Annotated in this window: 16 protein-coding genes and 1 pseudogene; 8 read left to right on the top strand and 9 right to left on the bottom strand. The window is 64.3% G+C overall.

The annotated features are described in order from the left end of the window. Positions 1 to 61 precede the first annotated feature (61 nt). From cpaB to AAIL67_RS00760, 3 genes are all read right to left on the bottom strand, one after another. Positions 62 to 907 carry a Flp pilus assembly protein CpaB gene (gene cpaB / locus AAIL67_RS00770; RefSeq protein ID WP_063661067.1) on the bottom strand — a complete coding sequence of 282 codons (846 nt, stop codon included), beginning with the start codon at positions 905 to 907 and terminating at the stop codon, positions 62 to 64. Positions 908 to 939: 32 nt separating this feature from the next. Beyond that, positions 940 to 1,530, bottom strand: coding sequence for an A24 family peptidase (locus tag AAIL67_RS00765; protein ID WP_063661068.1), 591 nt, complete (start codon positions 1,528 to 1,530; stop codon positions 940 to 942). An 871-nt stretch (positions 1,531 to 2,401) separates the two neighbouring features. Continuing rightward, a complete protein-coding gene (locus AAIL67_RS00760; RefSeq protein ID WP_343483153.1) occupies positions 2,402 to 3,595 on the bottom strand; it encodes an MFS transporter in 1,194 nt (397 codons plus the stop codon). A gap of 139 nt (positions 3,596 to 3,734) precedes the next feature. Between AAIL67_RS00760 and AAIL67_RS00755 the strand changes: the two genes are divergently transcribed. The 3 genes from AAIL67_RS00755 (at position 3,735) to AAIL67_RS00745 (ending at position 9,262) form a co-directional block, all read left to right on the top strand. Next, entirely contained in the window at positions 3,735 to 5,015 is a 1,281-nt protein-coding gene (locus AAIL67_RS00755; RefSeq protein WP_343483152.1) for a hypothetical protein, read from the top strand. A 154-nt stretch (positions 5,016 to 5,169) separates the two neighbouring features. Continuing rightward, positions 5,170 to 7,395: a TonB-dependent siderophore receptor gene (locus AAIL67_RS00750; RefSeq protein WP_343483151.1), complete on the top strand. Its 2,226-nt coding sequence runs from the start codon at positions 5,170 to 5,172 to the stop codon at positions 7,393 to 7,395. A 16-nt stretch (positions 7,396 to 7,411) separates the two neighbouring features. Beyond that, complete coding sequence (locus tag AAIL67_RS00745) at positions 7,412 to 9,262, top strand: enterochelin esterase domain-containing protein (protein WP_343483149.1); 1,851 nt, start codon at positions 7,412 to 7,414, stop codon at positions 9,260 to 9,262. A gap of 97 nt (positions 9,263 to 9,359) precedes the next feature. Here AAIL67_RS00745 and AAIL67_RS00740 read toward each other — a convergent pair whose 3' ends face one another. The 5 genes and pseudogenes from AAIL67_RS00740 to AAIL67_RS00720 all read right to left on the bottom strand — a co-directional run bounded on the left by AAIL67_RS00740 (position 9,360) and on the right by AAIL67_RS00720 (position 14,242). Beyond that, on the bottom strand, positions 9,360 to 11,039 hold the full coding sequence (locus AAIL67_RS00740) for a zinc ribbon domain-containing protein (RefSeq protein WP_343483148.1): 1,680 nt from the start codon (positions 11,037 to 11,039) through the stop codon (positions 9,360 to 9,362). A gap of 65 nt (positions 11,040 to 11,104) precedes the next feature. Then, the gene (locus AAIL67_RS00735; protein WP_343483147.1) at positions 11,105 to 11,767 is read right to left on the bottom strand and encodes a hypothetical protein; all 663 of its coding nucleotides are present in this window, start codon (positions 11,765 to 11,767) and stop codon (positions 11,105 to 11,107) included. 5 nt (positions 11,768 to 11,772) lie between these two features. Beyond that, positions 11,773 to 12,378 carry a zinc ribbon domain-containing protein gene (locus AAIL67_RS00730; protein ID WP_343483354.1) on the bottom strand — a complete coding sequence of 202 codons (606 nt, stop codon included), beginning with the start codon at positions 12,376 to 12,378 and terminating at the stop codon, positions 11,773 to 11,775. Between the two features lie 114 nt (positions 12,379 to 12,492). Then, positions 12,493 to 12,597, bottom strand: a pseudogene (locus AAIL67_RS00725) (zinc-ribbon domain-containing protein); the annotation flags it as partial. Positions 12,598 to 13,063: 466 nt separating this feature from the next. After that, positions 13,064 to 14,242, bottom strand: a complete 1,179-nt coding sequence (locus tag AAIL67_RS00720) for a metallophosphoesterase (RefSeq protein ID WP_343483146.1) — start codon at positions 14,240 to 14,242, stop codon at positions 13,064 to 13,066. A 175-nt stretch (positions 14,243 to 14,417) separates the two neighbouring features. Between AAIL67_RS00720 and hrpA the strand changes: the two genes are divergently transcribed. After that, complete coding sequence (gene hrpA, locus AAIL67_RS00715; protein WP_343483145.1) at positions 14,418 to 18,473, top strand: ATP-dependent RNA helicase HrpA; 4,056 nt, start codon at positions 14,418 to 14,420, stop codon at positions 18,471 to 18,473. A gap of 30 nt (positions 18,474 to 18,503) precedes the next feature. Here hrpA and AAIL67_RS00710 read toward each other — a convergent pair whose 3' ends face one another. Continuing rightward, positions 18,504 to 19,430 (bottom strand): LysR family transcriptional regulator, encoded by a 927-nt coding sequence (locus AAIL67_RS00710; RefSeq protein ID WP_034352167.1) that lies wholly within the window; start codon positions 19,428 to 19,430, stop codon positions 18,504 to 18,506. 176 nt (positions 19,431 to 19,606) lie between these two features. On the opposite strand from AAIL67_RS00710, the gene AAIL67_RS00705 reads away from it, so the two are divergent. The 4 genes from AAIL67_RS00705 (at position 19,607) to AAIL67_RS00690 (ending at position 26,591) form a co-directional block, all read left to right on the top strand. Next, positions 19,607 to 20,443 carry an alpha/beta hydrolase gene (locus AAIL67_RS00705; RefSeq protein WP_059440204.1) on the top strand — a complete coding sequence of 279 codons (837 nt, stop codon included), beginning with the start codon at positions 19,607 to 19,609 and terminating at the stop codon, positions 20,441 to 20,443. Between the two features lie 179 nt (positions 20,444 to 20,622). Then, positions 20,623 to 21,861: an efflux RND transporter periplasmic adaptor subunit gene (locus AAIL67_RS00700; RefSeq protein WP_063661350.1), complete on the top strand. Its 1,239-nt coding sequence runs from the start codon at positions 20,623 to 20,625 to the stop codon at positions 21,859 to 21,861. A gap of 22 nt (positions 21,862 to 21,883) precedes the next feature. After that, positions 21,884 to 25,114: an efflux RND transporter permease subunit gene (locus AAIL67_RS00695; protein WP_343483144.1), complete on the top strand. Its 3,231-nt coding sequence runs from the start codon at positions 21,884 to 21,886 to the stop codon at positions 25,112 to 25,114. A 13-nt stretch (positions 25,115 to 25,127) separates the two neighbouring features. Continuing rightward, positions 25,128 to 26,591 carry an efflux transporter outer membrane subunit gene (locus AAIL67_RS00690; RefSeq protein WP_045838963.1) on the top strand — a complete coding sequence of 488 codons (1,464 nt, stop codon included), beginning with the start codon at positions 25,128 to 25,130 and terminating at the stop codon, positions 26,589 to 26,591. Positions 26,592 to 26,666: the final 75 nt, after the last annotated feature.

Genomic DNA, 26,666 nt, shown 5'->3' with positions numbered 1-26,666 from the left:
CTGCTATGTATAGGTGATGGTGTTGCACGGCCGACCTCTCTTAGTTGTTGCGAGTAGAAGATCAGAAGCAGTTGAGAGTGCGAGCACCGCCCTGGATCACTTCGACACAGGTGGCTGTCGAAGCCTGGGGTGCGGGCCTGGCTCGCTGCATCACGGGTTTGGCAGGAGCTGCGACCTTGACCGGTGCAGGGGCTGCCTCTGGTGTTCCAAACAGCTGGTGCTTGGTGATGCCAGCAGTGCTGGTGGGATCTTTGTCAATCTGGTTGCGCAGCACCAGTGAAAGAGTGCCCACGCTGCGTGCAAGATCGAGTTTCTCGGCATCTTCCGGGCTCAACTCGAGCGTGACGGCGCTCACCACCTTGGGTTTGGTCTCGTCACGATCGGCTTCCTGGGCCACGGCCAGAACCAGCACGTTCTCCAACACGGTTTTGCTGATCTGGCGTGACTCTTCTGTCTTGCCGTTCTGCTCCTGCTGGGCATTGACCACCACATCCACGTAGTTGCCGGGCAGGGCGAAGCCCGCAACACCGACTACATCGTTGACGCGTACCGTCATGGCCCGCTTGCCCGGAGCGATGACGGCAGCCAGTCCGCCTTTGGTGCCTACAGGAGCCAGCTTACCTTCGAGCACGGCTTCGCCGCGCAGCACTCCGACCTTGACGACGCGATCCTGTAGCTGTTGCATATCATGGAAAGCGCCATCGGGTATCGAGCCCCGGGGCCAGTCCACCGTGTTCAGCATGTTCGGCAAAATCTTGCCGCCCAGTGGAATGTCGGTGGCAGCGACGACCACCTTGTCGGCGTCCAGGCTGCCGCGCTGGGCCACCCAGTTGGCGGCGTAGACCGCCGCTGCCAGGCTGGCCAGTGCTGCGAGGATAAACAGAACCAAAGCTTTGAGGTTTTTCATGGAAGGCTCCCGCTATGCCGTTGTGTAAGTGGCTATACCCAGGTGAACTGCCGAGCGACCAGGAACGCCAGGGTTCCCAGGGCGATGCTGACGCCGTAAGGCAGCTTGCCTATCGAGTGCGCCGAGCTGGAGCGGGCATCGGGACGGATCCCCGCAGCGACATTGACGTAGAGCAGCTGCATTGCCTCGGCCGAGTTGCGCATCAGCTTGCCGGCCATGCGATGCCAGAGTACGTAGGTGATAGCTACCAGGCCGCCGGTGATGAAGACAAAGAGCACGGTCTGCCAGGCGGCTGCTGGGCCGAGAAAGCTGCCGACCATGGCCATCAGCTTGACGTCGCCAGCTCCCAGGGCATGCAGCAGATAGAGAGGCAGCATCAAGGCCAGACCTACTGCCAGGCCGCCCAGCGCCCAGAAAAAGCCGCCGGTATGAGGGTGAGGGGCCAGCAGGCCGTAGAGCAGGGCCAGAGCGGCACCGCCGAAGGTCAGGCGATTGGGGATGCGCCGTGTGCGCAGGTCGCTGATGCTGGCAGCCAGCAGGAGCAGCAACAGGATCAGCGAACGCGGCTCGGTGAAAACGGCGGCTACGAGTTCGGATGCTGCGCTGAGTTCGGAAGATGTCATGGTCAACCTCCAGTCCTGTGTTCAGCGAATCCTGTTCGGGCCTCAGAGTTGACGCTGGCTGTCTGCTGCGTTCAGCTCATCTGACTGGTGTTCACAGGATTCGGGCTATACGTGACTAAATACAATTTTTCTATCAACTTCATTCTTTTGTTTAATTTTGTGGAAATACTATTTCTATAGAAATCGCTTATCAATATGCGAGTTCGTAAGGATTTTTCTAATCCGCATGAGATGCAAATGTGACGCCGTTGTAGGTTGCGTAAGCATTGGTCTCATGCGCTGGCTGACGCAGATCGGTTCACGCCGCATGGTGGGTCTGGGTCGTGAGCGAGAGACCTGTAAGGCGTGGGCTTGGGGCTCGGAGCCTGAGTGTCTGGGCTCTTTGATAGCTTCTGAGCAAGTCGCGCAGGCCTTCGAAGGCCTGCTTCCTGCCTGGCCGCTGCTCTCGGCGCAGGCTTGGGGGCACGCTGAACTGTGCCCCGAGCGTTACCCATTTTTAGAAGCTTGCAGTACCTACCGGTGCCTGGCCTGGCTGCCTCGGTATGTTGGGTCCGTGGCTTTGGACAGGGTCGGAGCCAGGGTTGAGTAGCCGCTTTGAGGGATGGGGCCGAGGTAATCCTCGACAGCCCGCAGTCATGTGCCGAGGCAGTTTGTTCGCCAGGCGCCAAGGCGGCAGTCTGGCTGCCTGTCTGCTGTGGGGGCAGGCTCAGTCCATCCGATGCAGGATGAGCGCATTCGCATCGGATACGGGTTTATCAAAAAAATAGCTCTTTGCGACTGATATGCAATGACTTCGATGCGGAAAGACCCGGATGCGCTCATCCAGCAATCGCCAGTAGCTCTGATGTTGATAGCAATCGCCTTGCCGGCTTCAGGCGTTTGCCCTGCGCTGGCTGTGCAGGCCGAGCAGCACCAGCACGACGGCTACCAGCGGAAGCATGCCGATATTGATGCCGTTCCAGCCGGCGCTGTGCAGCAACTGCCCTGATCCGAACGAGGCCACGGCCACCGTGCCGAAGACCAGGAAATCGTTGAGTGCCTGCACCTTGGCGCGTTCCGAGGGGCGGTAGCACTCGGTCAGCAGCGCCGTGGCACCGATGAAGCCGAAGTTCCAGCCCACGCCCAGCAAAATCAGCGAGCCCCAGAAGTGGAAGATGTCCAGCCCCATCAAGGCCAGCACTCCGGCCGCGCCTATCATCAGCAGGCCCAGAGCGGTCACGGGCCGCTTGCCATAACGTGCAATTAGCTTGCCGGTAAAGAAGCTGGGCACGAACATGGCCAGCACATGCCATTGAATGCCCATGGCGGCTTCGCCCACGCTATGGCCACAGCCCACCATGGCCATGGGGGCGGCGGTCATCAGGAACGCCATCAGTCCGTAGCTGACCACACCGGCAGCGCAGGCCACGACGAATTGGGGGGTGCGGGCAATTTCTCCCAGAGGCCTGGCGTCGCCAGCCACGGCGGTTTTGATCTGAGGCGGCTGTAGGCGCAGGCCCATGAGTAAGGGCAGGGCCAGCAGGGCCAGCACCGCCTGGCTGTAGAAGCTGCCGGCAAACGGTGTGGCGGGCAAGGCGTCGCGCGTCCAGATCACCACCTGCGGCCCGATGATGGCGGCAATCAGCCCCCCGATCATCACGCGCGAAATGGCCTTGGCCTGTTGCGCTGGCTCGCTCACCATATCGGTGGCGGCGAAGCGGTAGCTCTGCACGCAGGCCGCATAAAAGCCGGCCAGCGCCGTGCCGATGCAGAAGGTGACGAAGTCGCTGTGGGCAATGCCTTGCGCGGCGACCACGCCGGAGATCACGCCCAGAACGGCGCCCAGCACATAGGCCTCGCGGCGGCCCATGCGGTTCATGATCCAGGCGGCCGGCAGTGTGGACAGCGCCAGCCCGAGCTGGTAGATGCTGACCGGCAAGGTGGACGCAGCGGGATTGGACGACAGTTGCTGCCCGACCAGACCGCCCAGTGAGATGATGATGGGCGGAGAGGCACCTCCCAGGGACTGGGCTGCGACCAGCAGGCCCATATTGCGGCTTTGTTGTGTGTTGTTGTCTGATTGCATAAATCGCTTCGCCTGCCCACGCTTGTACTCAGATCTGTCACATCTTGCAGCATTCATATTGGCCGCACATTAAAAGGTTTGCTGCGGGCATGATGCAAATACGAATACGAGCCTGGTGATCGAAGTGAATGGAAGTGATATGACGTTGAAATGCCTGACTGGCCTGGCTGCGGGCCTGAATATCGCGATGGCGCTCATGAGCTGGGCGCCGATGGCGCATGCCGAGACGGCAGACGCCCCGCATGAAGCGGTGGTCTGGTCGGCCAGCTATCGCGGTGAGATCGCCGGCAAGGCGGTCAAGCTGGAGCTGTGGCGGCTCGACGGCGCTGTCGGAGGCAGCTATTGCTACGAGCCCTGCAATCGGCCCGGCGCAACACTTGATCTGGAAGGCTCGGCAAGCGGACAGCTGACGGAGACACCGATGGCGGGTGCAAGCGATCCCAAGCCTTCGGGCCGCTGGTCGCTAGCGGCCTTGCCGGGCATGGCGCCACCGCGTCTGCAGGGCCAGTGGCAGTCCGCGGACGGCAAAAAGCGCTGGCCGGTCAATCTGCTGCGCCAGTCCCCGGATTTCTCCCATGCAGTGCATTACGAGTTGCGTCTGCTGATGGATCAGAAGCTGCGCTCTCTGGCTGACTGCGGCGAACATACGGATCTCCTGGTTTCCGCCATTCAGGTCTATGAGCAGGGGCGTCTTAAGCAAAGCCTGCCAACCGCTGCCGTGGGCAGTTGCTGGCTGGTGCAGCCGCGCTGGGTGGATGCGAATTTTGATGGCTGGCCGGATCTGACCCAGGCGCTGGATCTGCCTGCGGGGCCGAATATTCAGCACCGCACCTGGCTTTACGACCCGGGCACGCAGAAGCTGGTGCTGGGGCCGCAGGCCCTGCAGGACATCAGCTCGCCCGCCTTCGATGGCAAGGCCAGGCGCATCTACAGCGAATGGCGTGCCAGCTGTTGCAGCCATGGTGTAAACATCTATGCCTGGAAGCCCGCAGGGCTGGAACTGGTCGAGCAGGCTGAAAGCTATATGCTGCCAGTGCGCAAGGGCGGCAAGCTCATGGCCTGCTATCAGGTGCCGGACTATGCGCAAGGCCATGTGCGCTGGCCTGCCGGCCTCTACCAGCGGGGCGGCGAGCTGAGTCTGGGACAGGAGCCCGCTGCCGACTGGTGCGATGCCGATCCTGCTGCGAGCATGGGCCAGAACCAGGTGACGGTGCTGGCCGAGCCCAGAGCCGGACAGCCACCCCAGATCCTCAAGGCCTATGGCGCAAGCTACCGCAAGGTCGATACGCCCAAAGGTGCCCGTTACTGCCCCGATATCGCAGTCTTCGATGCCGATGCCCGCAAGGTGGTGCGTGTGCTGATGAGTGAGAACGCCGAGCAGAACTGCGAAACGGAAAATCCCGCAGGGGGGCAGCCCTGAAAGCGGTTTATCGTTATGCATGGAAATCGCTTGCTGCTATCGTTTTGAGAAGGTTTGCTTGTTATACAATTTAAATAATTGAGATTCATTCTCAACAAGCCTTAGCCACGCACTTCGTTTTAGCCATAGGAGATCGATCAAAAACGAGGTCTACATGGCAACCCCAGTTCGTGGCGGCGCAGGCAAGGCGCCGTCGGCTTCAGCGCTCGCATCCACGCAGTTCGCTCCATTCGCGCATTGGCTGTCTTCTGCTGTGTGCTGCAGCCCCCGCTCAGCCGTAGGGCTGGCTGTGTTGGTGGTTTTGAGTGCCGGCGCCCAGGCGCAGTCCCAGACGACGGACCGGCAGGAAAAACGCCTGAGCGAAGTCACGGTTTCCGGCAAGCAGGACGGCAGCGCTCTGCCTGCGCTTGCCCCTGGTGCTCAGGTCGCCAAGGGCGCAGGCTTGGGGCTGCTGGGCAACCTGGATGTAATGGATGCTGCTTTCAACATCACCGCCTACTCCGAAGAACTGATCCGCGACCAGAATGCGGCCACGGTAGCTGCCGTGCTGGAAAACGACTCTTCGGTGCGCTTCACCACCAATACCGGTCATGTCAACGAGAACTATGTGATTCGGGGCTTCGACGTCAACGCCAGCGAAGTGGCATTCAATGGCTTGTATGGCCTGGCGCCCGACAGCCATGTGCCGACCGAGATGATAGAGCGCGTGGAACTGCTCAAGGGCCCGGGTGCGCTGCTCGGCGGCATGGCTCCCAGTGGAGCGGTGGGCGGCGTGGTGAATGTGGTCAGCAAGAAGCCGTTGGCCGATGATCTGACGCGGCTGACCACCACCTTCACCTCGGGTTCGCAGCTGCAGGAGCATGTGGATGTATCGCGGCGCTTCGGCCCCGAGCGCCGTCTGGGCATACGCTTTAACGGCGCGCTGTCCAGCGGGGAGACCGAGGTCGATGACCAGAAGCGCCGCCGCCGTCTGGGCGCCGTGGCGCTGGACTATCAGGGCGATCGCTTCACGCTGGGGCTGGATGCCTATCACTACAAGGTGAACCTGGACAACGGCAGCCCGGTGATGGTGAGCTTTGGCAAGATGAAGAATCTGATCGGCGCGCCGGATGCCAGCAACAATCTGTTCCGCGGCGTCAACACCGAAGTGGAGAACAAATCGGTGGCGCTGCGCGGCAGCTTCGAGCTCAGCGACAGCTGGCAGCTCTACGGCAGCCTAGGCAAGGCCTGGCATGACTATGCTGGCCAGCCCACGGGCACGCGCGTGGTGCTCAATGCCGTGGGAGACGGCTCTGCCGTGGGTCAGACCTATAACCTGCAGGGCTATACCAACAGCACGGCGCTGGATGCGGGTTTGCGAGGCCGCTTCAGAACCGGCGATGTGGGCCATCAGCTGGTGTTCTCGTTCAACGAGCTGCAGCAGCAAAGCGGGCGCGCGCTGCCCATCGTGGTCAGCAGCAGCTACACCACCAATATCTACGACCCGGTGCTGCCGGTTCTGGCAGGCCCGCGCAATGCCGTGCGCCAGGAAAACGACAATGTGATTCGCAGTTTCGCCGTGGCCGATACCCTGAGCCTGCTGCAGGACAGGCTGCAGCTGACGCTGGGAGTGCGCCACCAGCGCGTGAATCAGAAGATGAAGGGCTATGACGAGAGCGCCGTCACTCCCATGCTGGGGCTGGTGGCCAAGCCCTGGGGCGAGGATCTGTCCTTCTACGCCAACTACATCGAGGGGCTGAGCCCCGGTCTCGAGGTGGGCTCCACCTATGCCAATGCAGGCGAGACATTCGCTCCCTACAAATCCAAGCAGATGGAGGCGGGCGTGAAGTGGCGCCGCGCAGGCTGGACGAATACGCTGTCGCTGTTTCAGATCGAGAAGCCTTCGACCACCATCGATACGGCGGCCAATACCCTCAAGCTCAATGGAGAGCAGCGCAATCGCGGCGTGGAGTGGAATACCTTTGGTGCGCTGAGCCCCCGCTTGCGCGTGCTGGGCGGCATCACCTATCTGCAGCCCAAGCTGACCAGCACCCAGGGCGGCAACAACGACGGCCATGATGCTTTCGGCGCGGCGCGCTGGGCGGCCAATCTGGCGGCAGACTGGGATGTGCCGGGCGTGGCCGGTCTGGCGCTGAACGCACGCCTGGTGCATACGGGCAAGCAGTGGGTCAACTCTGCCAACACCTTGCGTGCACCGAGCTGGACGCGCTTTGATGTCGGCGCCCGCTACACCACGCGCATTGCCGACAAGAAGGTGGTGTTGCGCGGTACGGTGGACAACGTCTTTGGTCGCACTTACTGGGCTGGAGCCTTTGCCGACAACTTCCTGACCGTGGGTGCACCGCGCACCGTGCGCATCAGCGCCGCCGTGGACTTCTGAGGCGAGGGACGCATCAATGCATGAACATCTTCAAGGTTTGTGTTTGCTGGTGACGGGCCACAGGCCATCCGGAAAAGGGCTGCGCTCCTTGCTTGTTCCTGGTCTGCTTGCGGCCAGTGTCGGCATCGGCGGCCCGGCCGGTGCGGCCCGGCCCTTGCCTGCTGACACCGCTCAGAGCGCGGCCAAGGCAGCCTCATTGCTTTCGGTGCGGGAGCCGCTCTCCGGCAGGCTGGCGCCGGGACAGAAGCTGAGCCTGCAGCTGGAGGCACCGGCAGGTGCCGTGGTGCGAGGCAATCTGCAGGCGCTGGGCGTTGTGCTGGATGTGGAAACGCCTGACGGGCGCCATCTGCGGAGGCTGAGTCAGGGCGCAGGCGTCGATCACGCATTCACCTGGCAAAGCCGGGGCATGGCGAAGGAGCGTCTGGTGCTGCGCGCAGAGAAGGTCCAGCCCTATGTGTCGGCAGCAAACGGCATGTCGGCGGTGCAGGACGGGCACAGCGGTGCTCCGGCCTATGCTGCGCCCATTCCTGGCGCCTACGAGCTGACGATCACCCAGGTGCTGGCGCCGTTGGCGGCCGGCCATGTGCCTGCGGCAGAGATCGAACCAGAGCCGCTGCGCAGCCCCAGGCTAAAGGCCTTGCAGGCGCGGCTGGCGCAGGGCGGCGACAGCCGCAGCTTCTGGCAGGAAATGGAACGCCAGGGCACGCCGCTGATCGAGCCCTGGGATGCCGAGCACCAGCTGGTGAGCTTTGTCTGGCGCGGCGCCGGGCAGTCCGTGCGGCTGTTCGGAAGTCCATCGGGCAACCATGAGCCTCTGCAGCGCCTCGGAAGAAGCGATGTCTGGTGGGCCAGTTTCGTCATGCCCAGGGATGCACGGCTCAGCTATGGTTTTGCGCCCGATGTGCCAGCGGTCTCGGCCGATGCCATGATTCAGCGCCGATCCATTCTGTCCACCTTGCAGCGCGACCCTCTCAATCGCCAGAGCTGGGGACGGTCTGCGGATCTGCAGGCGGTGCAGGATCGCTACGACGGGCGCTCCGTGCTGACACTGGCCAAGGCGCCGCCCCAGCCCTGGAGCCAGTCCCGTGCCAGCGTGGCAACTGGCCAGTTGCAGCGTCACTGGCTGGACAGCCAGGCGCTGGGCAATGGGCGCGATATCTGGATCTACAAGCCGCAGGGCTGGCAGCAGGCCGATGCGGCTCAGCGTTCCCTGCTGGTGCTGTTTGACGCCCAGGCCTATCTGCGCCAGGTTCCCACGCCCGCCATCGTCGACAACCTGATGGCCGACGGCCTGCTGCCGGCAACGGCCGTCGTGCTGGTGGCTAATGGCGCAGGCGACGCGCGCAGCCGCGAGTTGCCGCCCAACCCGGTGTTTGCGGACTTCATGGGCAAGCAGCTCATGCCCTGGCTCAAGGCACAGGGCATAGCGGCAGGGCCTGAGCGCACGGTGATTGCAGGATCGAGCTATGGCGGCCTGGCCTCAAGCTATGTGGCGCTGCGCTATCCGCAGTGGTTTGGCAATGTGCTCAGCCTTTCGGGCTCCTACTGGTGGGCACCCAAGGGCGAGCCGCCCAATTGGCTGGCTCGCCAGTATGAGCAAGCACCGCAACTGCCCATTCGCTTTTACTTTGATGCCGGCCTATACGAAGGGGCTCGCGGTGGTCAGGCAGGCATACGCGAAACCAGCCAGGAGCTGGGCGATGTGCTGCGTGCCAAGGGCAACAAGGTCGTGCAGCGCGTGCACAGCACCGGCCATGACTATGTGCACTGGCAGGGCTCGCTGGCCTGCGGACTGCTGGCGCTGACGGGGCGCGAGCCATCGACCGAGGGGCTCAAGGAGCAGGTCGCACAGGCTTGCGGGCTCTGAGTCCGGGGAGCACAAAAAAAAGGGGCCTGAGGCCCCTTTTTTGCTTTTGGCCTGCAGCGCTTGTTCGAAAGCGCTGCAGGCTTTTTTATGCAAGCTTCTACTTGAGCTTGTTGCCGCATTCGCCGCAGAACAGGTCATTGGCTGCCACGGGGGCGCTGCAGGCGGGGCAGCTTGGCGCAGCCTGAGTCTGGCGGGCTTTCTCGGCGGCCTCTGCTTCGGCGCGGGCGCGGGCTGCTTCACGCTCGGCAGCCTGCTGCCTGGCCAGTTGCTCGGCTTCGGCTTGCTGACGTGCTTCTTCGGCCGCCTGGGCTGCGGCGCGCTCTTCAGCGGCCTTTTGCTGTGCTGCGCGCTCTGCGGCCTGGGCTTCGGCCCGCTGGCGTGCGGCCAGTTCCTGAGCTTCGGCAGCCGCACGTTCACGTGTCGCACGTTCTCGTGCAGCTTGCTCGGTGGCCTCGGCTTCAGCCTTTAGACGGGCTGCTTCGGCCTCGGCACGCAGGCGTGCCGCTTCTGCTTCGCTACACTGGCGGGCGGCTGCCTCTTCAGCGCTTTGATGTGCTTTTTCCGCCCCATCGGCGGCAGCACGCTCGCGCGCCTGCTGCTCTGCAAACGCCTGCTCGGTGGATGCCGCTGTGGCGGCAGTCAGGCCTGCGGCAGCCGCTGCTGCGCCAGCGCTGGCATTGCTGTCGGTGCCGGGCGGGGTGTCGGTGGCGGAGTGCTTGGCTGTGGCTTCCTGCAGGCGCTCGCTGGCAGCCTGCTTGGCGCGCTCGGCCGCGGCCATGGTGCGTTCTGCGGCAGCCATGGTCTGGGCCTTGGCTTCCTCGGCTTTTTTGCGCACATCGCCAATCAGGCTGTCCAGCGCACCCTCGGCCTCGGCAGGGTCCACGCTTTCACGGGCCTGCAGATAGATCAGATTCATGCCCATGATGGCCACCTGGGCCAGCAGTGCGCCCACCACGCAATAGAGAACGCCCAGGCCGGCGATGAGGCCGGTGCTGCCGCCACCCATCATGCCCATGGGGTTGAAGCCACCACCGTAGCCACGGCCGTAGCCGCCGCCCATGAACATGCCGGCCATGGAGCCATCTCCGGTAATGCTCATGGCCATCCCTGTCAGGGAGACGGTTGCAGGCACCAGTCCGGCAAACAGCATGAAGCAGACCAGGCCCAAAATGACATAGAGCACGACTTCCATCAGCACCACTTCGACCAGGCGCTTGCGCGCGATGCTCAGCACATTGGCCAGCGCAGCCTTGACGGACAGGCCGCTCCACAGCGCAGGGCCCATCAGCGGGCCGACGACCCAAATCATGGCGATCAGCAAGGCTGCGGCGACCAGCACCAGAATCGGGTGGGCCACAAAGGCCAGAATACCGCCGAGCACGGGAATCTTGCAGATGAAGTAAATGACGGCAGCCAGCAGGTAGTAGGCCAGCGTGGCAACAAATATCGCGAGTCCGACCAGCAGGAATTTGGGCAGGCACAGCAGACCGGCCGATGCCGCAGCCGAGAAGGAGCGTACGGGCTCGTTCCTGGCCTTGTCCATGAGCATGATGCCGACGCCCGAAGAGCCAGCCAGCAGCGCGACCACGGCCGCCAGCATGAAGATCAGGTACATGAAGAAGCCGGCCTTGACCAGCATCCAGGCCGCGCCTGCTATCAGTGCACCGGTCAGCAGCAGTGTCAGAAAGCACAGCAGCAGCGGTCGCCACTGAGTCAGTCCTTCGGCGGCTCTGGCGAGGGTGGCAAAACGTATTTCTCCCAGGGGTTGCTCTCTCATTTTTCGTCCTGTCTGGTAGTTGAGGCTGGCTGGTGTGGCGCGATGAGCCGCTGGCTGGCCGGGGGTCAAAGCTTGCCGCGGATCTCGCCGGCTTCGATGGTGTAACGCTCCACGCCGGCGGGCAGACCAGTATCTATCTTCTTGATGACAGTCACGGGTTTGCCGCCTTTGGACTGGGTTGTGCCAGTGGCGGTATTCACGCGCCCGGCCCTGACATCCTCGTCGGACTGATCGACCACGATGCTCGACGAGCCGCGGTTGTCGGCCAGTTCATTGGCCAGTTCCTTGAGCACATTCATGGCCTGGGTATATTCCCTGCGACCCTTGGCGGCCAGCGGCATCTCCACGGTCAGTGCTGAGAAACTGCGCATCTGGTGTGCCTGACCCGACTGTCCGTCGGCGATGCTGACGGTCCTGGTCTGTACCGGCCCAGCCACTGCGCGTTGTTTGGCCGGCAGCTTCTGCATGGCTTGCACGGCCTGGGCCTGCATGCTCTGCGCATGCTGCGTCTCCTGATCCAGAGCGGCTTGCAGACGCGCAAAGCGCTCGTTCTGCCCGCCCGAAACAGCGGTCGCGGGCGCGCCGCTGCCGGGGCCGCAGCTGGGGTCTGCGGAATTGGTGACGCGCGAGAGCATGCAGCTCAGCGATGTGGAGGCATCTTGCAAGCTGGCGCAGCCGCCGAGCAGGGTTGCGGCGCAGGCGAGCACAGTGAGTTTGAGTTTTTTCATGGCTTTCAATCCAGCAGGTCATCCAGGGATGGCGCGGCATTCTTCTTGACTGGAGGTGTTCTTGCAGGGGCCGGCACGGGTGGTTTGCCAGATGCCGGGGCTGAGGACGGCTCCGGGCTGGCCGCAGGCGCGGGTGCGTCGCTGGCAGTGTTTGCTGTCGTCGCTGCGGGGGTGACTGCAGTGGCGGGCGCGTTGTCAACGGCGCCGGCAATCGGGGCATTTTCGGCAGGTGCCGTTTGCGCTGCGGTACTGCCGCCCAGCGGGCCGACCAGGGCGTCGGCCTTGGCCTTGTCTTCGGGCGAAATACCATCCTTGCCGGCTTGGGACGAACTGGATGCGCTATTGCCCGAGCTGGTCAGGCCCTTCATATTGCTTGCCATCATCACACCACCCGCAATGGCTGCGACCAGCAGTGCCAGCGCCACCCATTTGATCCAGGCATTGCTGCCGCGCACCGGTTCCTGGGGAAAGGCCGGCGTGCGGTCATTGCGCTGCGCAAAGCGTGCGGCAGGCTCCGGCTGTGGTGGCCTTGGCGCGGGTGTATCCATGGGCTCGATCAGGGGAGGGGCCAGGCTTGAGCTGTCAATGGTCTGCGAGGCACCTAAAGGCATGGGCGGCGCAGTTGCCACTGCGGCATGGCTATCGCCGGAGTGCTCGAACACCAGGCCGCATCGTGTGCAGAAGCGGGCCTCGGGTTTGCAGACAGCCTGGCATTGGCTGCAGATTTTTTCAACAGCAGTGATTGCCGCTTCCGGTGCTTGTCTGGCGCCGCAGTTCTTGCAGAACTTGGCATTCGGAGAGAGCGGATTGCCGCATTGGGAACAATTCATGGTCTGCAATCGAGAAAAGAGTCCGCGGGAATGGCCGTTCGGCGGCATTGCTGCCTTGGCAATGCGTGGAATATGGGCCGGTTTTTGCGCATTGGCATGAACCGGTACGGACCCTGAAAAATGATTTGTATCTTAGCGGCGCATTTGCCGCAGCCTGTCGGATCGCTTTACGGGAATGTAAGCACGTTCGGTTTTGACAGCTTTTTGTCAGACATGGCGATCCATGAATGGGGTTTGGATTAATGGAGCTGCGCGGAGTTTCAAGGGACTTATGGCGTAAGTGACTGATTTGAAAAGAAGGCAGTAAATCAGGTGCTTTATGGAGGCCGGGATTGCCGGGAAAAGCTCGGATCTCGAAATCTGTTTGATTTTTGCAAATGCTTCAAATGGTTGAGAGTGTTTTGCGCTGTAAAGATTTCAACGAAATACAGGCCTTGCTGAACCCGGGAGTCAGCAAGGCCGGTAATCACTGCTGCGCAACCAGCGTCAGCAGCTCGATTCGCGGCGCCACGCCAAGGCGTACGGCAAAACCGGCCCACAGGCCTGCTCCGCTGCTGACCAGCAGCTTCATATTGCCGACGTCATATTCGCCGCGCACAAAACCGTTGTTGACGGGAGCCACCAGCCAGCGGTCCATGCCCAGAATCAGCCCGCCGTGGGTATGGCCCGATATCTGCAGATTCATGCCCTTGTCCGCGTTGTCGCGCGCGAATTTGGGCTGGTGCGCGAGCAGGATATGAAACTGTGCGCCGGCCTTGCGGGCCTGGGCGGCAACTGCGTCCACATCGGGGGGAACGCCTTCGGCGACCTCGGGGTCGGCGTTGTTGGGCGAGGTCCGGCCGAACACCGGGTCGCCGATGCCGGACAGGGCCAGCTTGCTGCCCTTGATGTTCAGCAGCTGCATGCGGTTTTCCAGCAGATTCAGGCCCAGGCGGCGGAACTCGGCCATCCAGGCGTTGTAGCCGCTGTAGTACTCGTGGTTGCCCGGCGCCGCCCAGACGCCGTAGCGCGCGCTCAAGGCGGCCAGCGGCGCCACATGGGCGCGGCTGGTGGCGACATCGCCGTCCACCATGTCGCCGGGCAGCACGATCAGGTCGGGCGTGGTGGCCAGGGTGCGTTGCACGATGGTCTGCACATAGCTTGCATCATTGACCGGGCTGGCGTGGATATCGGCCAGCACGGCAATGCGCAGGCCCTGCAGGGCGGTGGGCAGGTTTCTGACCGCGATCTGCTGCTCATGCACCCTGGGCGGTTGCAGGGCGTTGAAGACGCCGATGGCGCTCAGGCAGCCGGTCGCCACCACGGCGGCTGCGGTGAGTGCGGGAAGGTGCAGCAGCTGCGCCAGGCTGGTTCGCCCCATGAGTCGGGCGATCAGCCACAGCAGATCGCGCAGCAGTACAAACAGCGCCAGCATCAGCAGCATGGCCAGAATCCAGCCGCCGGGAACCTGCAGGCGCGCCACCACGGCGTAGGGCAGGGCATTCGTCTGCACGGCCTTGAGCAGCAAGGCCGGCGCAATGCCCAGCAAGGCCGTGATCAGCGCGGCCAGCAGGCGGGCAAGACGAGAAGTACCGTTGAGGCTGGAGACAGGCCACCAGAGCCAGAGAGCCAGAAGAGGGATGACGAAAGCAGCAGTCGAAACCATGGGGCGCAGAGAAACCGAAAATTGCCGCGAGCATAGCAAGCGTTGGTGTCCCCGCGATGAACGCTGCTGCAGCCGCTATCGCTCGTACAACGCAGGGCGTTGAAAATTGCGCGGCGCGGCTGCTTTTGTCATCACTGCGCAAGACCGGCCAAGGACGGGGATAATCCCAGCCCTTATGTCTTTGAAGATCAACTTCCCCGAGTCGCTCCCCGTATCCAGCCGTCGCCAGGAAATCATGGAGGCCATGGATCGCCATCAGGTCATCATCGTCTGCGGCGAGACCGGTTCGGGCAAGACCACGCAGCTGCCCAAGATCGCTCTGGCGCTGGGCCGGGGCAGGCTCAATGCCGCGCCCGATGCCAACGGCCAGGTGCGTGGCCATCTGATCGGCCACACCCAGCCGCGCCGCATTGCCGCCAGCTCGGTGGCCAAGCGCATTGCCGAGGAGCTGAACACGCCGCTGGGCGAAGTGGTGGGCTACAAGGTGCGTTTTCAGGACACGCTGCAGAAGAACGCCTCCGTCAAGCTGATGACCGACGGCATCTTGCTGGCCGAGACCCAGACCGATCCGCTGCTCAAGGCCTACGACACGCTGATCATCGACGAGGCGCACGAGCGCAGCCTGAACATCGACTTTCTGCTCGGCTATCTCAAGCAGATCCTGCCCAAGCGCCCCGATCTCAAGGTGGTGGTGACCTCGGCAACCATCGATGCGGACCGCTTTGCCAAGCACTTCGAATCGAAGAGCGGTCCTGCGCCCGTGATCATGGTTTCGGGCCGCACCTATCCGGTGGAGATGCGCTATCGCCCGTTCGAGGGTGAAAAGGACAAGGATCTGAACGACGCCATTGCCGATGGCGTCGATGAACTCTGGGCCGGCGGCAAGGGCGGCGATATCCTGATCTTCCTGCCGGGCGAGCGCGAGATCCGCGAAGCCGCCGATCATCTGCGCAAGCATTTGCAGCACTCGCCCACGCTGCGCAGTGCCGAAGTGCTGCCGCTGTTCTCGCGCCTGTCGCAGGCCGAGCAGGACCGTATCTTTGACGGCCATACGGGCCGGCGCATCGTGCTGGCCACCAATGTGGCCGAAACCTCGCTCACGGTGCCGGGCATTCGCTATGTGATCGACGCCGGTACGGCGCGTGTGAAGCGCTATTCCTTCCGCAGCAAGGTGGAGCAGTTGCTGGTCGAGCCGATCTCGCAGGCCGCAGCCAACCAGCGCGCGGGCCGTTGCGGTCGCGTGGCCAACGGCATCTGCATTCGCCTGTACGACGAAGAGAGCTTTGTCAGCCGCGACCGCTTCACCGACCCCGAAATCCTGCGCTCCTCTCTGGCCGGCGTGATCCTGCGCATGAAGTCGCTGGGGCTGGGCGATGTGGTGCATTTCCCCTTCCTCGAAGCGCCTTCGGGCCGCGCCATTGCCGACGGCTATCAGCTGCTGGCCGAACTGGGCGCGGTGGACGATCACGGCCATCTGCTGCCCATGGGCAAGGAGCTGTCGCGCCTGCCGCTGGACCCGCGCGTGGGCCGCATGATTCTGGAGGCGCGTGAGCGCCGCGCCCTGGCCGAGGTGCTGATCATTGCCTCGGCCCTCAGCGTGCAGGACGTGCGCGACCGGCCCATGGAGGCGCAGCAGCAGGCCGACCAGGCTCATGCCAAGTTCGACGACGAGAAAAGCGAATTCAGCGGCTATCTGCGTTTGTGGAAGTGGCTGTCGGATGCGCGCGGCGGCAAGGTCGTGGCCAAGAGCCGCAAGGAGATGGCGGCCCAGCACGCACCTGCGACCAAGCCCAATGCGCGCAACCAGGCCTTCCTGCCCGTCAGTCAGCGTGCCAGCGGCGCGCAGCTCGAAGGCACGGTGCAAGAGCGGCTGGCGCTGTTCAACCCTGCCGATCAGGCCCAACATGCCGACGAGGCCACGCACAAGATCAGCAACCGCCAGTGGGAGCAGTTGCTGCGCCAGAACTTCATCAATATCCGCCGCGTGCGTGAGTGGCGCGACATCCACTCTCAGCTGCTGACGGTGGTCAAGGAGCAGAAATGGCTGCTCAACAATGAGGCAGCGGGCTATGAGGCCGTGCACCTGTCCATGCTGTCGGGCTTGCTCGGCAATATCGGCTACAAGGCCGAGGAGAGCGAGAGCTATCTGGGCGCGCACGGCATCAAGTTTCACCCGCATCCCGGCGCTCACCTGAGCAAGAAGCCCGGTCGCTGGATTGTGGCGGCCGAGCAGGTCGAGACCTCGCGCCTGTACGGCCGCGGCATTGCGGCCATAGAGCCGCAGTGGCTGGAGGAGGTGGGCGGCCATCTGCTCAAGAAGCAGCTGCTGGATCCGCACTGGAGCAAGAAGCAGGCCGATGTGGTGGCGCTGGAGCGCGCCACGCTCTACGGTCTGGTGGTCTACAACGGCCGCCGCGTGAGCTACGGCCGCGTCGATCCCCACGAGGCGCGCAATCTCTTCATCCGCCAGGCGCTGGTGGAGGGGGAGTGGGAAACGAAGTGGCATTTCCTGCCCGCCAACCTCAAGCTCATGCGCAAGGTCGAGGAGCTGGAGCACAAGAGCCGTCGCCAGGACGTGCTGGTCGACGACGAGCTGATCTTTGCCTTCTACGACCAGCATCTGCCCAAGGATGTGTACAGCGGCGCGAGCTTCGACAAGTGGTTCCGCGCCGAGAGCAGGAACCAGCCCGAGCTGCTGCGCCTGTCCAGGGACGAGCTGATGCGGCACGAGGCCGCCGGCATCACCACGGACAAATTTCCCAAGACCGTGAAGCTGGGCGGTGCCGATTGCAGCGCCAGCTATCTGCACAGCCCCGGCGACGCGCGCGACGGCATCACGGTCACCGTGCCGCTGTTCGTGCTCAACCAGGTGTCGGAGGAGCGCGCCGAGTGGCTGGTGCCGGGCATGCTCAAGGACAAGATCCAGGCGCTCTTGAAGAGCCTGCCCCAGCGCCCGCGCAGCCGTTTCGTGCCGCTGCCCGAGAGCGCGGCGCGGCTGGCAGAGCTGTTTACCGAGAGCGAGCGCTGGGCCCAGGGCGGGCTGATCGACGCCTTGCTCAAGCAGGTGCGCGACGAGACCTCGCTGGATGTGAAGCGTGCCGACTTCAAGCTGGACATGCTGAGCCCGCATCTGTTCATGAACTTCCGCATCACCGACGAGCATGGCCGCCAGCTGGGTCAGGGCCGCAATCTGGGTGCGCTCAAGGCCGAGTGGGGCGCCAAGGCACGCGGTGCATTCCAGGCGCTTGCTTCATTAAAGGTAGCTGCTGGCATAAGTGATACAAGCATTTCAGAGTCAAAAGTATCTGAAGGTGATAATAGAAAAGCGCAAGAAGCTCCTAAAAATGATAAGTGTGCGGCGGGCAAGCCGGCGCAGTCCCACGATGCGCGCTACAAGGACTGGAGCTTTGGCGAGCTGCCCGAGCTTATGGAGATCAAGAAGGGCGGCACCACGCTGATCGGCTTTCCGGCCCTGATCGACCATGGCGACGCCGTCGGCATCGAAGTCTTTGACGAACCCGAAGCCGCTGCCGCAAAGCACCGTGTGGGTTTGCGCCGGCTGTTCGCGCTGCAGATTCGCGATGCGCTCAAGTATCTGGAAAAGAACATTCCCGATCTGCAGAAGATGGCTGTGGCCTATATGCCGCTGGGCACGCAGGAGGAGCTGCGCGGCCAGATCATCGACGTGGCCATAGACCGCGCCTTTTTGCAGGAGCCGCTGCCGAGCAACGAGGCCGACTTCAAGCAGCGCGTGCAGGACGGCCGTGGGCGCCTTACGCTGATTGCCAACGAGGTAGCTCGCATGTCGGCCGTCATCCTCGCCGAGTACGCAGCCGCCGCGCGCAAGATCAAGGACACGAAGAACGCGCCCGAGGCCACCAAGGATGCGAGCGAACAGCTGCAAAAGCTCATGCCCAAGAACTTCATCGCCGTGGCCCCCTGGGCGCAGCTCGGTCATTACGCGCGCTACCTCAAGGCCATTAGCTCGCGTCTGGACAAGTACCGGGCCGACCCGGCGCGCGATGCCGCCAAGCTCAAGGAGCTGCTGCCGCTGGAGCAGCGCTACTGGCGGCTGGTGGCCGAGCGCAAGGGGCAGATCGATGCCCGCATGCAGGAGTACCGCTGGATGCTGGAGGAGCTGCGCGTGAGCTTTTTTGCGCAGGAGCTGCGCACGCCGTATCCGGTCAGCGCCAAGCGGCTGGACAAGGTCTGGGCGCAGCTGCAGCAGTGATGCCGGCCTGACGAATGGGGCCCTGCCTGACTAGGCGGGCCGGCTTTCGCCCTGCAGCAGCGGATTGCGCGAAAACAGCTCCACCACCCAGTCCACAAAGGCGCGCACCTTGGCGCTGAGGTGGGAGTTTGGCGGATAGACCACATAGATCGGCAGCAGAGGGTGCTTCCAGTCCTCCAGCACGCGTTGCAGCTGGCCGTTTTCCAGGTACTTGTGAATCTGGAAGCGGCTGAGCTGCCCTATGCCCTGGCCAGCGAGGATGGCGCTGATATAGGCATTGCCTTCGTTGATGCCCAGGTGGGCGGGACTGGCGATCTCAATCACTTCGCCGCCCTTGTGGAACTCCAGCGGATAGCGCCGCGCCGAGACCGGGGAGAAATAGATCACGTTGCGATGGCCGGACTCCAGGTCGCGCGGATGCTGTGGCACGCCGTGGCGCTGCAGATATTCGGGTGCGGCAACGGTGATGAATTCCAGATTGCCGATTCGGCGCGCCACCAGGGACTGGTCGGCCAGCTCGCCGCCGCGGATTACGCAGTCCACGTTGTCGCTGATCAGGTCCACGGTGCGGTCGCTCACGCCCAGATCGATCTGTATTTCGGGATAGCGAGACTGGAACTCGCTCAGATGGGGAATGATGAGTAGCCGCGCCACGGTGGTTCCCACATCCACGCGCAGGCGCCCGCGCGGCGTGGTGCGGGCCTGGCTGACGCTGGCCTCGAGATCGTCGAAGTCGGCGAGCAGGCGCACGGCGCGGTCGTAATAGGCCGCACCATCGGCGGTCACGGTGACACGGCGCGTGGTACGGTTGAGCAGCTTCACGCGCAGGCGCTCTTCCAGCGCCTGAACGTTCTTGGTCACACTGGCTTTTGGCATTTGCAGCGAATCGGCTGCACGCGTGAAAGTGCCGGCTTCCACGACCCGCGCGAAAATACGCATGGCCTGTATCTGATCCATGGGATCTCCTTGTCCTCGCGAAAACCCGGACTCGCCGAGGATGCGGGATTCTCACACACAGCTCACACCGTCATTGTTCGAGAATTGGAAACAGTGTGGCCGCGTTTGCGGGGTTTATACCGTCACTTGCTGTTGCTACATTTCTGTTCCATCACCCGGTCCTGTCCGGAAAATCCATGTCAAACACCAAAGCCACCGCATCGCAGCCGATTCCTCATACCGACACCACGATCTCCGTGGCCGACGGTGTGCAGGCCGATGTGCGCATATACGGCGGCAAGCGGCGCGGCGAAGTCGTCCCGCTGGTGTTGCATTTCCATGGTGGCGCCTTTGTGGCCGGCGATCTGGACAACGGCTGCACCGTCGGCAGCTCGCTGGCGGCGGCCGGGGCCTGCGTGGTGTCGCTGGCCTATCCGCTGGCACCCGAGCATCCGTTTCCGCGTCCGCTGGAGTTGGGCTACGAGGTGCTGCTGTGGGCCTACAAGCAACGCACCAAGCTGGCTGGAAAGGGCGCTCCGCTCTACCTGGCCGGTGAAGAGGCCGGAGCCAATCTGGCGGCAGGCGTCTGCATGATGGCGCGCGATCAGCAGCAGCCGCCGCTGGCCGGGCAGATTCTGATCTCTCCCATGCTGGACCCCTGCTCGGCCACGCCTTCGCAGCGTGCTGCCCAGGGCGAGTCCGTCGAATGCAAATGGGCTTCGGGCTGGTGCCAGTACCTGGGCGAGCCGCATGATGCGGAGCACCCCTATGCGGTGCCGGCGCGAGCCCGCCGTCTCGCGGGACTGCCGCCGACGCTGATTCTGGTCGGCGAGGCCGACCCCATGCGCGATGAGGCACTGAACTATGGCGCGCGGCTGGAAGCTGCCGGCCTGAGCGTGCATCGCCATGTGTTTGCCGAAGCCGGGCAATGGCCGCAGGCGCTGCTGGAGCAGCCGCCCGAGTCCTGCCCTTGCGCCGCGCAGCTGCAGGAGCAACTGCGCCAGTTTTTCGAAACCACCCGATGTCGGCTCTGAGCTGATTTTGCCCTGCTGAGACAGCTGACCTGATCCGGCCCCGAGGGCCGGACGCAGCACGGCTGCGCCTTTTTCTTCTCTTTCTCATTCGATTCCTGGCCACAGCGCTGGAAGGGATGAGTCTTGCCTGCCGCCGAAAGAGCCGCTACCGCTTTCAACCCTTGAACAAAGACATTGCCATGAACGAGCACTCCAAACTCTCCAACCGCCGCCGGTGGGCCGCCGTCGGCGTCGCCGCTGCCGTGATCGCCACGACTGCCGCCATGCTGGGCCTGTCATCGCATGCCGAAGCGCCCGCTGTGCAAGCCGCCGCGCCGGCTGTGCCGGTTTCGGCAGCCCAGGTCCTGCAGCAGGACGTGACGCTGTGGAATGAATTCTCCGGCCGCCTCGAAGCCGTGCAGCGCGTGGATGTGCAGCCGCGCGTCTCGGGAGCGGTGCAGGCCGTGCATTTCAAGGAAGGCGCACTGGTCAGGGCCGGTGATCTGCTGTTCACCGTGGACCCGGCGCCCTATGTGGCAGAAGTCGATCGCGCCGAAGCCCAGGTCGTTGCCGCCAAGGCGCGCATGGCCTATACCCAGAGCGAGTCCGAGCGCGCCACGCGTCTGTGGGATGAGCGGGCGATCGCGCAAAAGGAATACGACGAGCGCGTGAATGCCCGGCGCGAGGCCGATGCGAATCTGCGCGCCGCCCAGGCTGCGCTGCAGACCGCCAAGCTGAACCTGGGCTACACCCAGGTCAAGGCGCCGGTGAGCGGACGCGTGGGCCGCATCGAGGTCACGGTGGGCAATCTCGTGAGCTCGGGAGCCGGTGCTCCGGTGCTGACCACCTTGGTGTCGGTGGACCCCATGTACGCCAGCTTTGACGCGGACGAGCAGATCGTGGCCCAGGCGCTGCAGGGTCTGCAGAGCGCAAGCCAGGGACGCAGCACGCGTGCGCTGATTGAAACCATTCCCGTTCAGATGGGGGTGGGTACCAGCGGCGGCACGCCTTATGTCGGTCATCTGCAGCTCATAGACAACCAGGTCGATGCCAAGAGCGGCACGGTGCGCGTGCGGGCCGTGTTCGGCAATGTGGACGGAACGCTCATGGCCGGCCAGTTCGCGCGCATCCGCATGGGCCAGCCCCAGACCACCCAGGCCGTGCTTATCAACGAGCGCGCCGTGGGCACGGACCAGAGCAAGAAATTCGTGCTGGTGATTGGCGCGGACAACAAGGCCGAGTACCGGGAGGTGCAATTGGGCGCACCGGTGGACGGCCTGCGCGTGGTCACTTCGGGCCTCAAGGCCGGCGAGCGCATCGTCGTCAACGGACTGCAGCGTGTGCGCCCCGGCGTGGTGGTCGCGCCCCAGGACGTGCCCATGGATGCCAAGGCCGAGCTGGCCGATGGCCGCGGCGCCGCCAAGCAACCCACGGTCTGAGAACCCTTAATCCTCCGACACCATGAACCTTTCCCGATTTTTCATCGACCGCCCGATCTTTGCGGGTGTGCTGTCGGTACTTATTTTTCTCGCAGGCCTCATCGCCATGCGAACGCTGCCGATCTCGGAATACCCCGAGGTCGCTCCACCCTCGGTGGTGGTGCGCGCCCAGTACCCGGGCGCCAACCCCAAGGTGATTGCAGAAACCGTGGCCACGCCGCTGGAGGAATCCATCAATGGCGTGGAAGGCATGCTCTACATGGGCAGCCAGGCCACGACCGACGGCGTGATGACGCTGACCGTGACCTTCGCCCTGGGCACCGACCCCGACAAGGCCCAGCAACTGGTGCAGAACCGCGTCTCCCAGGCCGAGCCGCGCCTGCCCGAGGAAGTGCGCCGCCTGGGCATCACCACGGTCAAGAGCGCGCCCGACCTGACCATGGTCGTGCACATGGTCTCGCCCAACGGCCGTTATGACATCGACTATCTGCGCAACTATGCCGTGCTCAACGTGAAGGACCGCCTGGCGCGCATCCAGGGTGTGGGCCAGGTGCAGATCTTCGGCGGCGGCGACTATTCCATGCGCGCCTGGCTGGATCCGCAGAAGGTGGCGCAGCGCGGTCTCTCTGCCGCCGACGTGGTGGCCGCCATCCGCGGCCAGAACGTGCAGGCTGCAGCCGGCGTGGTGGGCGCCTCGCCCGGCCTGCCCGGTGTGGACATGCAACTGTCCATCAATGCGCAAGGCCGCTTGCAGACCGAGGAAGAGTTCGGCGACATCATCGTCAAGACCGGCTCCGACGGCGCCGTGACGCGCTTGCGCGACGTGGCGAGGCTGGAGCTGGGCGCGGCCGATTATTCGCTGCGCTCCCTGCTCAACAACGATCCCGCCGTAGGCATGGGCGTGTTCCAGGCCCCGGGCTCGAATGCCCTGGAGATCTCGGCCAATGTGCGCTCCACCATGGCCGAGCTGCAAAAGCACATGCCCGAGGGCGTGGAGTTCCGCATCGCCTACGACCCCACCCAGTTCGTGCGGGCTTCCATCAAGTCCGTGATCCAGACCCTGCTGGAAGCCGTGGCCCTGGTCGTGGTGGTGGTGATCCTGTTCCTGCAGACCTGGCGCGCCTCCATCATTCCGCTGCTGGCCGTGCCGGTGTCGGTGGTGGGTACCTTCGCCGTGCTGCACCTGCTGGGCTTTTCCATCAATGCGCTGAGCCTGTTCGGCCTGGTGCTGGCCATCGGTATCGTGGTGGATGACGCCATCGTGGTGGTGGAGAACGTGGAGCGCAACATCGAGGCCGGTCTGTCGCCGCGCCAGGCCACCTATCGCGCCATGCAGGAGGTGAGCGGGCCCATCATCGCCATCGCCCTGGTGCTGGTGGCCGTGTTCGTGCCGCTGGCCTTCATCAGCGGCCTGACGGGCCAGTTCTATCGCCAGTTCGCGGTGACCATCGCCATCTCGACCGTTATCTCGGCCATCAACTCGCTGACCCTGTCGCCCGCGCTTTCCGCGCTGCTGCTGCGCGGCCACGACGCTCCCAAGGACGCGCTGACACGCGGCATGGAACGCGTGCTGGGCGGGTTCTTTCGCCGCTTCAACGCCTTGTTCCGCCGCGGCTCTGAGGCCTATAGCGGCGGCGTGCAACGCGTCATCGGCCGCAAGGCGCTGATGCTGGTGATCTACGCCGTGCTGGTGGGCGCGACCTGGGGTCTGTTCAAGCTGGTGCCCGGCGGTTTCGTGCCGGCCCAGGACAAGCAGTACCTGGTCGGCTTTGCCCAGCTTCCCGATGGCGCCACACTGGACCGTACCGAAGACGTGATCCGCCGCATGGGCGAGATCGTCAAGAACAATCCCAACGTGGAAGACGCCATCGCCTTCCCCGGGCTGTCCATCAACGGCTTCACCAACAGCTCCAATTCGGGCATCGTCTTTGTCACCCTCAAGCCCTTTGCCGAGCGCACGCATGCCGACCAGAGCGGCGGTGCCGTGGCGGGCCAGCTCAACCAGGCCTTTGGCAGCATCCAGGAAGCCTTTATCGCCATGTTCCCGCCGCCGCCCGTGGCCGGCCTGGGCACGACCGGCGGCTTCAAGCTGCAGATCGAGGACCGTGCCTCGCTGGGCTACGACGCCATGGACGCGGCCGTGAAGGCATTCATGGCCAAGGCCTACCAGACGCCCGAGCTGGCCGGCCTGTTCACCAGCTGGCAGGTCAACGTGCCCCAGCTCTATGCCGCCATCGACCGCACCAAGGCGCGCCAGCTCGGCGTGCCCGTGACGGATATCTTCGAGACGCTGCAGATCTACCTGGGCAGCCTGTATGCGAACGACTTCAATCAGTTCGGCCGCACCTACAGCGTGCGCGTCCAGGCCGATGCCGCCTACCGGGCGCGTGCCGAAGACGTGGGCCTGCTCAAGGTGCGTTCCACCACAGGCGAGATGGTGCCGCTGTCGGCGCTGATGAAGCTCGAACCCAGCTTCGGGCCCGAACGTGCCATGCGCTACAACGGCTTTCTGGCCGCCGACGTGAACGGCGGGCCCGCGCCCGGTTTCTCCTCGGGCCAGGCACAGGCCGCCGTCGAGCGCATTGCCGCCGAAACCCTGCCGCCCGGCATAGGCTTCGAGTGGACCGAGCTGACCTACCAGGAAATCCTGGCCGGCAATTCCGCCGTGCTGGTGTTCCCCATCGCCATCCTGCTGGTGTTCCTGGTGCTGGCGGCACAGTACGAAAGCCTGACCCTGCCGATTGCCATCATCCTCATCGTTCCCATGGGCCTGCTGGCTGCCATGACCGGCGTGTGGCTGAGCGGTGGCGACAACAATGTGTTCACGCAGATCGGGCTCATCGTGCTGGTGGGGTTGTCGGCCAAGAACGCCATCCTGATCGTGGAGTTTGCCCGCGAGCTGGAATTTGCCGGCCGCACGCCCGTGCAGGCCGCCATCGAGGCCAGCCGCCTGCGTCTGCGTCCCATCCTCATGACCTCGCTGGCCTTTGTCATGGGCGTGCTGCCGCTGGTGCTGTCCACCGGCGCGGGAGCCGAGATGCGAAGCGCCATGGGCGTGGCGGTGTTCGCCGGCATGATCGGTGTGACGGCCTTTGGCCTGTTCCTCACGCCGGTGTTCTATGTGGTGCTGCGCCGTCTGGCTGGCAACCGTCCGCTGCAGCAGCATGGCAGTCATGTGGCGCCGATCAGCGAGCCGGGTCACGGCGCCTCGGCCCTGCCCATGCCTGCTGCGCCGCGCGGCCATGACGAATAAGCCCCAATCAACCATGGATTCCGATATGAAAACGATGCAAGGCATTCGATCCCTGATGCCGTCTCTGAGCGCACTGACGGCAGCCCTGGTGCTGGCGGGTTGCGCCAGTGCACCGCCCACGGTGGCCGAGCATGCCGGCGTTGCCGTGCCTGCAAGCTTCAGCGCCCAGGCCGCAGCTGCGGGCTGGACGCAGGCCGCCCCGGCCGAGGCCCAGTCGCGCGGGGCCTGGTGGCTGGTATTTGCCGACGCCGAACTCAGCGCTCTCGTGGAGCGTGCGGGTGAAGCCAATACCGATGTGCAGACCGCTGCGGCACGTTTGGCCGAAGCCCGCGCGCTGCTGCGCTCGGCCGATGCCCAGCGGCAGCCGCAGATCGGGGCCTCGGGCGGCGCTGTGCGCCAGGCAGGTGCGAACACGGCGAACGGCATGCAGCCCGCCACCCTGGTCACGGCCGGCCTGAACTTCTCCTATGAAGCGGATCTGTTCGGCCGCCTGTCGCGGGCCAGCGATGCTGCGCGCGAGGATGCCAATGCACGTGAGGCCCTGCTGCAGAGCACGCGCCTGATGGTGCAGGCCGATGTGGCCCAGACCTATCTGCAACTGCGTTCGCTGCAGACCGAACGCCAGCTGGTCGAGCAGAGTCTGGTGGCCTATCGTGAGACTCTGACGCTGATCGAGAAGCGCTTCCGGGCCGGCGATGCCGCTGAGCTGGACGTGGCGCGAATGCAAACCGAGGTTTCGGCCACCGAGGCCGAGACGCTGGCGCTGGAGCGCCAGCAGGCAGCCCTCACGCATGCGCTGGCCGTGCTGGTCGGCGATATCGCCACTGGCTTCACGCTGGCTGCGCAGCCTGTGCTGGCAACGCTGCCCGTGATTCCGGCAGGCGTGCCCGCCACGGTGCTGGCACGCCGCCCCGATGTGTCGGCGGCCCAGGCATCGGTGCTGGCGGCCCAGGCGCGCGTGGGCGTGGCCCAGGCCGCATGGTTTCCAGCCATCACGCTCACGGGCAATGGCGGCTATGCCTCGCCGGAGCTGGGCGATCTGTTCAAGTGGTCGGCGCGCTCCTGGGGCATAGGCGCCTTGCTGTCCCTGCCCATCTTCGACGGCGGCCAGCGCGCCGCGCAGGAAGAGGGCGCCCGTGCGCGCCTGGAGGCCGCCGTGGCAGCCCAGCGCGGTCAGGTGCTCGCGGCCTTTAGGGAGGTCGAGGATCAGCTCAGTGCCTTGCGCCTGCTCTCGGGCCAGGCCCATGTGCTGGGGCAGGCCGTGCAATCCTCGGAGCGTGCCACGCACCTCTCGGACGTGCGCTATCGCAACGGTCTGGTGAGCCAGCTGGAGCTGCTCGATGCGCGCCGCAACGAGCTGCGCAACCGGCGTCAGGCCTTGCAGGTGCGTACCGCGCAGTACACGGCCACGGTGGCGCTGATCCGTGCGCTGGGCGGCGGCTGGGACAGCGGAGAGCCTGTGGCGGTAAGCAGTTGAGGCCGAGCCGGTGCTGCTGCATTAAGCGGTTGCGGACAGGCCTGACCGGCCTGTGGTGAGTCGACTTTTTAGGCA

Origin of the sequence: Comamonas sp. A7-5, from assembly GCF_039581385.1 — a bacterium.
In the GTDB taxonomy this organism is placed as follows: Bacteria; Pseudomonadota; Gammaproteobacteria; order Burkholderiales; family Burkholderiaceae_C; genus Comamonas; species Comamonas thiooxydans.
The sequence above is the reverse complement of the archived record's forward strand: the minus strand, read 5'-3'. Positions and strand labels throughout refer to the sequence as shown.